14 protein-coding genes are annotated in these 12,698 nt (G+C 41.3%); 13 read left to right on the forward strand and 1 reads right to left on the reverse strand.

The window, feature by feature from the left end; genetic code table 11:
• Positions 1-52: 52 nt before the first annotated feature.
• The 9 genes from AC787_RS06840 (at position 53) to AC787_RS06885 (ending at position 8,239) form a co-directional block, all read left to right on the forward strand.
• Positions 53-610, forward strand: coding sequence for a DUF1273 domain-containing protein (locus tag AC787_RS06840; RefSeq protein ID WP_054024093.1), 558 nt, complete (start codon positions 53-55; stop codon positions 608-610).
• 220 nt (positions 611-830) lie between these two features.
• Entirely contained in the window at positions 831-1,436 is a 606-nt protein-coding gene (locus tag AC787_RS06845) for a metalloregulator ArsR/SmtB family transcription factor (RefSeq protein WP_054024094.1), read from the forward strand.
• A gap of 280 nt (positions 1,437-1,716) precedes the next feature.
• Entirely contained in the window at positions 1,717-2,550 is an 834-nt protein-coding gene (gene thyA / locus AC787_RS06850; RefSeq protein ID WP_054024095.1) for a thymidylate synthase, read from the forward strand.
• Positions 2,551-2,657: 107 nt separating this feature from the next.
• On the forward strand, positions 2,658-3,071 hold the full coding sequence (locus tag AC787_RS06855) for a DUF6855 family protein (protein WP_054024096.1): 414 nt from the start codon (positions 2,658-2,660) through the stop codon (positions 3,069-3,071).
• A 148-nt stretch (positions 3,072-3,219) separates the two neighbouring features.
• Positions 3,220-4,245, forward strand: coding sequence for a S66 peptidase family protein (locus tag AC787_RS06860; RefSeq protein ID WP_235560921.1), 1,026 nt, complete (start codon positions 3,220-3,222; stop codon positions 4,243-4,245).
• 52 nt (positions 4,246-4,297) lie between these two features.
• Positions 4,298-4,726 carry a pentapeptide repeat-containing protein gene (locus AC787_RS06865; protein WP_054024097.1) on the forward strand — a complete coding sequence of 143 codons (429 nt, stop codon included), beginning with the start codon at positions 4,298-4,300 and terminating at the stop codon, positions 4,724-4,726.
• Positions 4,727-5,479: 753 nt separating this feature from the next.
• The gene (locus AC787_RS06875; RefSeq protein WP_054024099.1) at positions 5,480-5,947 is read left to right on the forward strand and encodes an NUDIX domain-containing protein; all 468 of its coding nucleotides are present in this window, start codon (positions 5,480-5,482) and stop codon (positions 5,945-5,947) included.
• Between the two features lie 166 nt (positions 5,948-6,113).
• Positions 6,114-7,469 carry a hypothetical protein gene (locus tag AC787_RS06880; RefSeq protein WP_054024100.1) on the forward strand — a complete coding sequence of 452 codons (1,356 nt, stop codon included), beginning with the start codon at positions 6,114-6,116 and terminating at the stop codon, positions 7,467-7,469.
• Positions 7,470-7,570: 101 nt separating this feature from the next.
• Positions 7,571-8,239: a DNA alkylation repair protein gene (locus AC787_RS06885; RefSeq protein WP_054024101.1), complete on the forward strand. Its 669-nt coding sequence runs from the start codon at positions 7,571-7,573 to the stop codon at positions 8,237-8,239.
• Position 8,240: 1 nt separating this feature from the next.
• Here AC787_RS06885 and AC787_RS06890 read toward each other — a convergent pair whose 3' ends face one another.
• On the reverse strand, positions 8,241-9,632 hold the full coding sequence (locus AC787_RS06890; RefSeq protein WP_054024102.1) for an MFS transporter: 1,392 nt from the start codon (positions 9,630-9,632) through the stop codon (positions 8,241-8,243).
• Positions 9,633-9,749: 117 nt separating this feature from the next.
• On the opposite strand from AC787_RS06890, the gene AC787_RS06895 reads away from it, so the two are divergent.
• The 4 genes from AC787_RS06895 (at position 9,750) to AC787_RS06910 (ending at position 12,657) form a co-directional block, all read left to right on the forward strand.
• Positions 9,750-10,055: an ArsR/SmtB family transcription factor gene (locus AC787_RS06895; RefSeq protein WP_054026944.1), complete on the forward strand. Its 306-nt coding sequence runs from the start codon at positions 9,750-9,752 to the stop codon at positions 10,053-10,055.
• Positions 10,056-10,135: 80 nt separating this feature from the next.
• Positions 10,136-11,704, forward strand: coding sequence for a sensor domain-containing diguanylate cyclase (locus tag AC787_RS06900; RefSeq protein WP_054024103.1), 1,569 nt, complete (start codon positions 10,136-10,138; stop codon positions 11,702-11,704).
• Positions 11,705-11,721: 17 nt separating this feature from the next.
• Positions 11,722-12,297, forward strand: a complete 576-nt coding sequence (locus tag AC787_RS06905) for a GNAT family N-acetyltransferase (RefSeq protein WP_054024104.1) — start codon at positions 11,722-11,724, stop codon at positions 12,295-12,297.
• A gap of 126 nt (positions 12,298-12,423) precedes the next feature.
• On the forward strand, positions 12,424-12,657 hold the full coding sequence (locus AC787_RS06910) for a hypothetical protein (protein WP_054024105.1): 234 nt from the start codon (positions 12,424-12,426) through the stop codon (positions 12,655-12,657).
• The last annotated feature ends 41 nt before the right edge of the window (positions 12,658-12,698 follow it).

The raw sequence follows: 12,698 nt of genomic DNA on the forward strand, positions 1-12,698 counted from the left end.
AGCATACACTGGATAGATGTAAACCATAATTATCCGAAAAGGCGTTGGACAAATGAAAAATTTACTCGTAACGGGCTATCGAGCTCATGAGCTTAATATTTTTAGCCAGAAGCATGAGGGCATTGTTTATATTAAAAAAGCGCTGACAGGCAAGCTGGTTCCGCTTATAGAAGATGGGCTTGAGTGGGTAATTACCCCAGGTCAGTACGGCGTGGATTTGTGGGCATGCGAGGTCGTCATTGCGCTGAAGGATATTTATCCTCATTTGAGGCTTTCTATTATTTCGGCTTACAGCAATCCGGAAGAGAAATGGAAGGATGATAAGAAGGAATTTTATCAGCAGGTTTTAAAAGGGGTCGATTATTACGCATCGGTCAGCAACCAGCCGTATAATGGGATTTGGCAATTTACGGCGAGGGACGAGCTGCTGTTTCGCAAAACAGACGGCATTCTGCTCGTGTACGATGAGGATGCGGGCGAGGGCAGTCCAAAGTTTTTTAAAGAAAAAGCGTTAAAGAAGCAGCAGGCAGAGGGCTATGGTTATTTCAGCATAAGTTCGGAGGACATTCAGAGCATTGCTGATGATGACAATTTGTATTCGGAAAATTAATAATGCACTGTATTCGTATAAGGAATATAAGACAGTTCATCCATGATTCATGCTGGCAGGTAACGACTTGTCAGCATTTTTTTATGGACAAAACTATTTATGTATCCTGTCGAGAGGCGTCATGTTTGACAAATAATAGGCGGTGTATTATTATCTGATTAGACAAACTTCTAATTAGATACCCGTTAAATTAGTTTAGTGGTGGAAGAGGTGGCGAACTGTGCAGTTAGATAAGGTTGTGGCTTATCATAAAGCGTTATCCGATGCAACGAGGATTAAACTACTGATTATGCTGGCTGAAGGTGAGCTTAATGGCCAGGTGCTGGCAGAGAAATTAGGCGTTACGCCTGCTACGATTACGCATCATGCCACGAAGTTAAGAGAGGCTAGCTTAATTAATGAACGCAGAGAGAAGAACACGATTTATTTTTCACTGAACCATTATTTTATTAAAAGCAATGCTAATGCAACGGAGGAGCTCATTTATCGGAATGCTGGTGCAGAGAAAGGAGTGGAAAACATGGAGGATAGCCAGAAGAAACTGCAGGATTCAGTCATCCGTAACTTTTTCACAAAAGAGGGTAAGCTCACGCATATGCCGGCTCAGCTTAAGAAAAAACTGATTGTGCTTCAGCATATGGTTTCTCAATTGACGAGGGGACAAAAGTATACAGAGAAGGAAATCAACGCGTTTATTAAAGGTTATCATGATGACTTCGCGACCATTCGCAGAGAGTTCATTATGCATCAATTGATGTTTAGGGAAAATGACATTTACGAATTGAATCCGCAAGAAATGTGGGCGAAGTGGGAGACACTTTCGTAAACGAGAGTTGTTCCTTTTAAATAGGCGGACATCAGAGACCTTATTTGCTTCATTTCCCTTCATTTAGTCGTGGTTGCGGACATAGAGGCCCTTATTTAGCTCCAATATGAATGATTGAGCACCATATCAGCTATATAGCGGCTTCTGTGTCCGTTATAGAATTAAACCTGAACTTGTCGAGCGGTGACTTTGTCATTGAGCCATAAAGGAAAACTAATTTTTCTATCGAATTTTAAAAATAATACTCAATGGACATAAGAAGGATTTGGGGGCTCGGAAGATGGGGAAGGCTGATGGGATTTACAATCAATTGGTAACGGATATTTTTGAACACGGTGATTGGGACAAAGACCAAGCGGTTAGAACAACATGGTCTGATGGTACGCCTGCCTACACAAAAAGCATAATTTCCAAGCAGTTAACATTTGAAAATACTGAGGTTCCTATACTTACAACAAAAAGAGTACCATGGAAATCTGCCATACATGAAATGTTGTGGTTTTATGTAAAACGGACAAGTGACTGCGCATATTTGGATGAAAATAATGTGAGGATATGGAAAGAATGGACCAATTCTAATCATAATATAGGCAAAGCATACGGATATCAGCTTGGGAAACCCATTATGCTGAAGGGCAAAATGACAAACCAAGTGCATCATTTGATTGATCAGCTCATTCATAATCCTTCATCCAGACGGCATGTCATATCGCTTTGGAATATTGATGACCTTGATCAAATGGAGCTATATCCTTGTGTTTGGAATAACCAATGGCTCATCAAGCAAGGTGTTCTTCATTTAATCGTTAATGCAAGATCAAACGATATCGGCTTAGGACACCCATTCAATGTTTTTCAATATTACGTCTTACAACGAATGATCGCTCAAGTGACAGGATACAAATTAGGAACACTTACGTTTAATATTAATGATGCTCATATCTATGAAAGACATGAGCAACCTTTGAAAGAACAAATGTTACGTGAGCCTTATCCTGCTCCTGATCTGTGGATAAATCCAGAAATCAAAAATTTCGATGATTTTACGATTCATGATTTTGAATTGAAAAATTATGTATACCATCCATCCATTAAAATGGAGATTGCGATATAGGTATGAACTCAGTATGCTGTTCGTGAGAAGATTGGTTACACTTGAGTTGTTTTATGAAAATCAACAAAGTACATAATAAGATTGGAAAACAAAAGGAGAGATAATATATGTCGATGGTAGAAGGAACCAAAGAAAACCCATGGAAACTAAAAACGCCTCCTCAAACATCGGAATATGAAATGTATCAAGGCGAAAAGGATGGCAAACCAATATTAGTATGCACGGTAGGCAAAACGGTTTTGCATTATGATTACCGTTGTATTTATGACTTAAGCGCGATGCTCAAAGAACATGGTGACTGGATCGAACTTGGCAGTGCCGATGAGCAGAAGCCTGTAAAAGAGGGTACGGTTGAAGCGTGGGGCCGTTCACCTGAAAATCCGTTTGGTGGTTGGTATGGCATGAAAAAAGGCTTGCGCGGTAGATTCGGAATGTATATTCCGCCGTTGATGGAGAAGTTAGGACTTGCTGAAGTAGAACACAATCCAAGAAATAATCGCATGAGGACAATTCAATCATAGTGTGAATAAATATTGAGTTCGAATGTATATTGGCTGCCATAATGGTAGTCTTTTTTTATGTAAGGGAGAGGTTTGAGCAATAATAAGTGATTGAGAGTTTACTAATATTTGTATATATTCAAGTAAAAATTATAAGGAGGGTTAATCATTGACACCCTCACTATTGAAACCCGATAAATTAAATAAGGGAGATACGATTGGAATTGTTTCACCTTCCTCGCCTGTTGCTTTTTTTTGCCCTAACAGATTGAAGCGTGGAATAAAAGCTTTAGAGAATATGGGGTTTAAAGTAATCTTAGGACAGCATGTTAGCAAGAAGACGGGACACACGGCTGGCAGCATAAATAATCGTTTGGATGATTTTCATCATATGATTCGAGACCCTGAGGTAAAAGCAATTATCGCTACAATAGGGGGATACAACTCACACCAACTGCTTGAAGAATTAGACTATTCGCTTATTAGCAATAATCCAAAAATTATAATGGGGTATAGTGATATAACGGCACTTCTAGCAGGCATACATGCGAAAACAAATCTCATTACATTTATGGGACCCGCTATTATGCCGCAGTTTGGAGAATTTGGCGGACTGATTGATTATACATACCATTCCTTTGTAAGAACCGTAATGAATGATAAGCCAATAGGTGTTATTGATTCTAGTGATCAATGGATGGAGGAGCATTTGAGCTGGGAGGTTGAAGATTCGCGCCCAAGAGCCGTCATCCCTAATACTGGAATGAAGATTTTGAAACCTGGACAAGCGAAAGGTCCTATCCTAGCTGCGAATATGGGCACTCTTCTTCTGCTAGCTGGCACACCATATTTCCCGAACTTTGATGGTAGAATTTTGTGTCTAGAAGACGACGAGAGTGAACAGCTAAGCACAATTGATAGATATCTTACACAGTTTCGTCAGATGGGTATTTATGATCGCATTTCTGCGCTAATTATAGGAAGATTTCATTCGCGTATAGGATTTAATCAAGAAGATTCATTGCAGGAGCTGCTGCAGATTGCAACGAGAGGATACGATTTCCCAATCGTTTATGATGCGGACTTTGGTCATACTGACCCAATGATTGTACTTCCAAATGGTGTTAAAGCTTGCTTGCATGCCTCTGAGCAACAGGGAGTACTTTTTTCGATTGAAGAATCCGCCGTATTATAGTAATTTAAACTGGAATAGAATGCAATCATCTACTAATTGGAGTGATTAAAGAATGAAATTAGAAAATGAAAAAGATGTCCTAACAGTCATTAATGCAGATGTTACAGCTTCCAGCTTCAAAAATGTTCGGGCGGAGCAGTTCACGCTAAACTGTTGCAACCTTAGTGGAATGAATATGAATGATGTGAATTTGACAGGACTGCATATTTCCGATGCAAATTTGAGCGAGCTCGTCATTGATGGTGCACAGTGGGGCGGAGCTCATTTTCAACACATTGGATTCGGCAATCCAAGTCAGCCAGATGTTGAATTCAATAGAACCCCTGTAAAATTCACCGATTGTAATCTTCAGCAAGGAGTATTTAATAATTGCAATTTATCGAATGTTAAATTGGAAAACTGCGATATTTCTGGTTTAACTATAAATGGTGTTAATATCGAAAGCTTAATCAAACAGTTTGAGTCTATGGAGCAAAAATAAGAAATAAGCCATTTTAACTAACGAGGCACGACAGCTTAAAGCCGCAAAAGTTCGCCCGTGAGGCAGCCTTTTGTGGTTTTTTTTGAGAATGAGAGGCTCTACGTCATGAGTTATGGTTGAGCAGTTCAAAATTTCAGAAGTGACAGTAAAGGACATAGAGGACGCTATTTATGAGGTTAACGTGCAAACAGGTTTCTAACGGACATAGGATACGTTATTGATGTGAAAAGGAGTGTAAAAATGAGGCAAATAGAGTCTCTGGTGTCCGTTAACTAAGCAACATTGTTCCAAATAGTCTCGTCTGGATGATATCTGATAGCAAGATAGGAGGAGAGCAGCTATTCGCAACCATATTTTAAGTGCTTTGCCGATTCATTTGTTGGCATGGGTTATGATTCTTGTGGCATGGATATTTGACCCGTTTAGTTGGTTTTTAAACCCGATTGTTAATAATACTCCAGCGTTTCTCACCGTTTCAAAATGGTTGGCTCAGTCACTACTCGTTACTGGCATAATTGGATTCTCCATATATAAATTAAGGACCAGCCCCCAGCTGACAAGGAAAGATTTGAACGTTGTTTCAGTACATATTGTATTTTGTGTTTTTCATATTGCAGTCGTTAGTACTCTGATTTTTCTAGTAGCAGGATTTGAAGATTTATAGTGCATTTGTTCTTTATCTTACATAAGAAAATAGATGTTACTGAATAAATAGAAGAATTAGTGCCTCGATTGGGGAAGGTGAGCATAACCATGAGTATTACGTCTAATAAAGATGGTTTCGAGCTATTAGCATGTATAGCTATGAAAGAGGATGAGCTCAGAATGGATGAGCCATTAGCTGGATCATATGCTGTAATCAAATGTGGAGAAAGATATCTTATTTGTTTTAACAAGTGGAGGAAACAATGGGAAGTACCGGCAGGGGGAAGAGAAGAAGGGGAAACACCGAAAGAATGTGCAATGAGGGAGTTATTCGAAGAAACATCACAAATCGTTAATGACTTAGAGTTCATCGGGTTGATAAAAGTGAAGAGGCCAAACGGAGAAATAAAATATAATCCGATTTATTATGCTAATGTAGGTGAAATAATCCCATTCGAAGCAAACGAAGAGACAGAAAAAATATTGCTTTGGGATTTAATCGATGACATTGGTTATATGGATGAAGTCGATAAAGAGGTTCTTGAATGGTGCAAGGCTATCTCTGCCAGTGGGTAAGACCTAGTGAAGTATCGAATGACAAGTTAATCCCTACATCAGGGCAAAAAAATACTTAATCAATAAAATATATTTATTGACACTTGCAATTTTCAACTGGTATACTATGGAACATTACTCATTCCCGATTAAAAACATCGGAATTAAAGACATGGAGGCAATGTTCATGAAAAACACTCAAGCATCATACACAAAATTGCTAGTAGCACTCCTATTATCCTTTTCAATCATTTTTACACAATCAGCAGCCTTTGCGGCTCCGTCTGAAGCAGCGGTTTCGAAGGAAGATGGCGTAGCGCAGTATAAGCAGTTTTTGAAAGAAAAATTTGATGTCAGCCTCTCGAGCAAAGTAACAAAAGGTGAATTCATTGAAGCGGTAGCAGATATTCTTGGTTACGAGCCATCAGGCAAAGCTGTAAATTTCACTGATGTAAAGCCTGAGAGCGAGCTGTATGCCTCAGCAGCTGCTTTGTATGAGAAAGGAATTTTGTCTGGTCCTGCCATTCAAGGCGATCAATTGCTTACAAGCTCCGTAGCGATTTCCATTGCGGTAAGAGCAGCAGACTTGAAGGAGCTTGCTTATACATACCCGGAAGTTAAAGTAAACAAGGTATTGACGAAGCTGAATGTTAAAAGCAGCTCGCTTGGCACAAAAGGTGCTCAAGAAGTAGCCGCTGCAGTAGATACAGGTTTGCTTCCTGCTGAGTTTTATGCCAACTTCAAACCAAAAAATGCAGCAAGCGATCAACTGATTCACACGCTGCTTGGCAAAGTGCTTATTACAAAAGGTCTTTACAAAAAGTATATCGGTTATGTTAACGATAATGATATTTATGCGAAGCTAAGCAGCGCTTACGAAACTTCCGATATTATCGATGCGCCTAAACTGCAAAAGCTGGTAAATACTGCTTTGGAGCAAAAATTGATCACGGGCTACAACATCAAAGATTCCCGTTTCAATGCAAATTTCATCGATTCATTGTCTCTGATTTACGGTCATTCCGATTTTAATCATGCGATTCAGCTTATTGGCTTGCTTCGGAGTGAAGGTCTGAATGCGAAAGTGCAATTCGAGCCTAAAACATCAGCATTTATTTTTCTAGCTGAATGGGGGACTCCAGGACCAAATGTTGTTCAAATTGCAAATGGAAACTATATTAATTATGCAAAAGAGTACGATCTTGAATTCGAATTTGCAAATGCAGCAGATAAAGCTGCTTTCCAAGATGTTATCCTAGCTTATGCAAAGAAAAATGAAGATGGTCAAGCAGGCCTTATCATTGAATCATGGTGGCAGCCGCTTTACTATTCACAAACAGAACTGAAGGATTATGAAATCATTACGAACAACTTTATTACGGATCCAGATAGCCCTTATACTGTAAATCCGTTTTCGCTAAACGAAAACTCCGCGAAGGTTATTGCAGGTTTTAAAGCGATAGATCCAAATGTAATCGTTACACCAACTCAATTTTGGGTGGATAAGCCTTTCTTCAGATATTTGCATGACGAAGCGGTTTAAGTGAATGATTTAGCAAAATAGTTTTCTATAGCAGCCCTGACCATCATTGATGGCTGGGGCTGCTTTGTGTTATCTTTCAAAGAAAAGGAGCTGCTTATGTTATGACTGTAATTGCAAAAGCGTTAGAAGCAATGTTCAGGGAGCACGCAAATCCGGAGACGGCTGGGCCTATGGAAGCTTACATGCGCGGCCAATTTGTATTTCTTGGCATTAAGACACCAGAACGAACACAGCTGTTGCGCGAGTTTTGGAAGCACAACGAAAAGCCAAAAGGCGAGGAGTTGCTGCAAACAGCAGAACAGCTGTGGCAGCTGAACGAGCGAGAATTCCATTATGTGGCGATGGGTTTGATGGAAAGATACAGCAAGGAGGCAATGCCTTCGCATATCGATAGGCTGGAGCGGTGGGTAACCACTCATTCATGGTGGGATACAGTAGATTTTGTAGCGGCACACTTAGTTGGCTGCCAGCTCTCGAAATATCCAGAATTAACAGCAGAATATACAGAGCGCTGGATCGTTTCGGATCATATGTGGCTCCGTAGAACCGCATTATTATTCCAGCTTAGGTACAAGCATGATACGGATACAGATCGGTTATTTGACTACATACGCCGCACGAAGGATGAAAGCGAGTTTTTTATACGCAAAGCTATTGGCTGGGCGCTAAGAGAATATGCAAAAACCGATGCAGCATGTGTGCATCGGTTTGTAGAAGAAACGCCGCTCTCACCACTTAGCAAGAAGGAGGCATTAAAGCATATAGTGTAGCTTAACGCCGCTTGAGCTCACCGAGCTGCTGTTTTGACGATGAGTAGTACAGCCAAGAGGCTGCAATCGCAATTGCGGCTATGAAGCCCATCCCCCAAAATATATTTGAGAATGCACGGCTGAGGGGAAGATTGCTTTGCGCCGCTAGCAGAATACCGCTAATCGCGACGCTGAAAGCACCGCTAATGAATTGCGATAGCTGGAACAAGCCCATACCAGCACCTACATGCTCACTTGGCAAAATTCTGGACAGCTCATTAGAAACGCTGGAATTTAAAGCGGAGAATCCAACGCTCATCAGGATATATATGCTCATGATCATGTAGATGGAAAGACCCGCGAATAAGGCGAATGAAATGGCGGCAAGGAGCAGTAACCACGGAGTTAACCGAAGCAGCACGCTGTTGCCGTATTTGTCGATGATTTTTCCAATACGATTGGAGGCAAGCATGGCAACGAAGGCTCCTGGAAAAATAATGAGGCCGGCTTGACCTGGCGTAAGCTTGAACAGGTGAATAAGCACCTGTGGCAGCAAAAATAGTGTGGAAAAATTATTAATGTAAGATACCACGCCAAGCGTGATCAGACGAATATATCTTTTGTTGCGAAACAGAGAAGGCTGGACAAATGGATTCACAGCACGATTAATTCGTATCCAGAATAAGAGTAGTGCAGTGATTCCGCCAATAAGAGCAATCAGAAAATGATTGGTGATATACAGCAGAACACCTGTTGAGCCTATTCCTACAAGCGCTGCACCTATAACGTCAAAGGAACCTTTGTTAGATTCTTCAACTGGCAGCAGTCGATAGAACACAGGAATAAGCAGAAGAGAGATGCCAGTTACGATAAACAGATCGTTCCAGCCCCAATACTGTGTGATAGCGCCGCCGATTACAGGGCCGAGACCAAGGCCAAGCGATGCAGCTGATGTAATGAGTGCCATGGATTTGCCGCGGCGGGCAAGTGGGATGAATCTTGTAATGAGTACGATCGTTAAACTAAGCACGGAACCTGCTCCAGTTGCTTGAATAAGGCGAGCGACAAGCAGCAGTATATAATGATGACTAAAAAAACCAAGTACAGATGCGCCGCCCATGGCAATTAGGCCAATCGTCAGCAATAGACGTATAGGTACAAAGTCAGATAGCCTGCTGTAGGTGATGGATGAAATGGCAAAGATGATGGAATAACCCGTGATGATCCACGAAGCTGCTGATGGAGATAGCATAAACTGTGCCGTCACTTGCGGCAGTGCCAGATTAAACATCATCGTATTCATAATAACAAGAATAACGGTTAATCCTAGCAGCGGGATAACGAGACCGTCTCTAAAGGCGGGCCGCTCCTCATTGAGTATGGGTGTGGCAGTAATAGCGGCACTGTTTCTCATAAAACCTCCAAGTTGTCTCTTTATATTTTCATTGTACGAATATTATCGTACAATGAAAATATAGCATGAGCTATGGTATAATGCAATAAGTACTTAATGTGAGAGGTGCGAATGCATTTGAAAATTTTATTCCATCCCAATCGTGAGGATATTGAGCTTACTTCTGTGTTATATGCATTAAGTGATCCAATCCGGCTCAGTATTGTTGTCGCTATCGTTAAGCATGGCGAGCGAGCCTGTGGCCACTTTGAGTTTCCCGTCGTGAAGTCTACAATGACTCATCATTTTCGCACCTTGCGTGAAGCGGGCGTATTGAATGTGAGAAAGCAAGGCACCCAGCATTTATTGACGCTGCGAGATGAAGATCTGAATCTTCGCTTTCCGGGACTGCTAGCGGCCATTATTCAACCAGCAACTTTATAGACATATGTAGAGACTATTTCTTTTCTCGTCCATTTACGCTAAAATAAGTCTGTACTTTGGCAACGAGAGAAGGAACAACTGTGGGTACACGCAAAGGCTTAAAACTTCGATTCGTATTGGGGCTGTTCGTAATCGGTTCTGTTATCTTAACCGCCATTATTGGCGGTTATTTTGCATGGACGACAAATAAGACCTCACTAACTTCTGGTTATCTAGAAAGCAATTATCAATACGCCAAGAAGCTGTCTTCCAATACGAATGAATTATTGCATATAATTAGCAACAATATTGATACGATTGCTGCAAGAGCAGGTAAACAGAATTTGTCGCAAAAAGAATTGAATAGCTGGTACGATGCGAATGAACAATATTTTAATTCGATTCTTATTGTGGATTCAGATCGTAAAGTGACAGCATCGAGTTTTTCTAGCGGCGGTGTTAAGATAGGGACTGTACTAACCTCATATGCATCCCAGCAGGCGGTTGAGCAGAAGCGTCCGCTTATTTCAGAGCCCTACATAGGGTCTGCGACGAATCAGCTCCTCTTGCTCATTTCTTCACCCATTTTCAATGAAGATAACGAATACGTAGGTTTTGTAGCCGGAACTATTTATTTGGACGAGAGCAACGCGTTAAACAAATTGCTAAACGAACATTTTTACGGGAACGGCTCTTACGTCTATGTAGCGGATAAGCAAGGCAGCCTTATTTTTCATCCAAATCACGAACGAATTAACGAAAGAGTTACGACTAATGAGGTTATTAATAAAGCATTAGCTGGACGCAGTGGATCGCAGGTGATCGTCAATTCACAAAAAGAGCGGTATTTTGCCGGCTATGCTTACGAATCTATAACTGGGTGGGCAATCGTAGCGCAAACGCCTACTTCTATAATTGATAAGCCATTAAATGAATTGATATGGCGTATATTGCTGAAACTTTTCCCGCTCTTTATCGTCATATTGTTACTCGCATGGTATGTTTCTTATGTGATCTCCAAGCCTTTATTTGAACTAGCTGCTTTCTCGGAGGAAGCCATATTATCAACGAAGGCGATACGTTCCAAAATGCCGAAAACGAACTCTTATATATATGAAGTGAGACAGCTTAATCAGAGCATAAACAACCATTTTAATTTGCTGAATAAGGAAATTCGATTGGATGGGCTGACAGGACTTGCCAATAGGAAGACGTTTGACTTGACCATTCAGGAATGGATTACCGAGGAAATTCCGTTTGCGCTTATTATGCTGGATGTTGACCATTTCAAAAAAATCAATGATGAGCACGGGCATCTTATCGGAGATGAGGTATTAATCTATACAGCATCGCAAATAAAAGCATTCTCTAGAAGCCATGATCTTAGCTTCCGCTATGGCGGAGAAGAATTTGGCATACTGGTTAAGCGAGGAAGTATTCCTACAGCAACACAAATAGCTGAGCGGCTTAGAGAAGGGATCACTTCTGGTGCAAGCCCAACCGGCAGTCCGATCTTCGTGTCCATCGGCATTTCGATGTCGAATGGGAAGACGACTGATGTTAAGGAAATTATTGAGATGGCGGACCAAGCTCTTTATCGATCGAAAGCAGCGGGAAGAAACCGAACAACGGTTTACGAAAAGAGTCAATTAAACGAGCAAGAGGATTAGCGGTTGGGGGTGAATCGATGGGCACGTCATTCTCATTTCAGACGTTTCCTAGCATGGAAACGGATCGGTTTATTTTGCGCAAGACAGAGGTACGGGATGTGCTTGATTTGTTCGAGCTTTATTCGGATGATGATGTTGTCAAATATACTCCGTTACTGCCGTTTTCTGCTGAGGACGAGGCATGGCAGGAAATGAATTGGCATTTGGAGATTTTTGCTCAACAAATCGGCATTAGATGGTTAATCGAAGAGAAGAGCTCAGGAAAAGTAATTGGAACCTGCGGTTTTTTGCATTATTTGAAGGAGCACGCGCGTACCGATCTAGGTTATGATCTGGCTCCAAGCTACTGGCGCAAAGGCATTATGAGTGAAGTAGCCGCACCAATTGTAGCTTTTGGTTTTAATAGCATGAAACTGCATTGTATCGAGGCGAAGGTAGATCCGTCAAACGCTGCATCGATCAGCCTGCTCTCTAAGCTCGGTTTCAAACAAGACAGCCAGCTAAGGGAGTTCGAGATTGAAAAGGGGAACTTCATTGAGCTCCTTGTATTTTCCATGCTGCGCAAGGAGTTTATTATATCGCAGACGCGGTAACGTAGCGGCTTTCACAAATGACGTTTTCATCGTATAATTGAAGGAAGCGAGCCGCACGAAACAAAGCGTATGCTAAGCTTGCGAAGCAATGTTTGATTCACATTATTTTTTTGGGAGGCATTTAGGATGTCAATTAGCAAGGCAAGAAAGGCAAGACAAAAGCTGGCACAGCAAGGACTCATGACACCGGATATACTACGAGGCAGCTGGCAGGGCGTCAATCCAACGATCAAACGTACACCTACATTACAGGAGAAGCAAGCGAAGCTGAATAAGAAACATCGAAGGAATCACGCGAATTACAGCGATGGTTCCTTTTGTATTTATAGGGGGTTGCAGGGTTTGGGCTCTGCATGTTAGCTGCCTTTGAATTTCGTGATTTTACTATGGTAAAATGAAGA

The sequence above is a fragment of the Bacillus sp. FJAT-28004 genome (genome assembly GCF_001280845.1).
In the GTDB taxonomy this organism is placed as follows: domain Bacteria; phylum Bacillota; class Bacilli; order Paenibacillales; family Paenibacillaceae; genus Pristimantibacillus.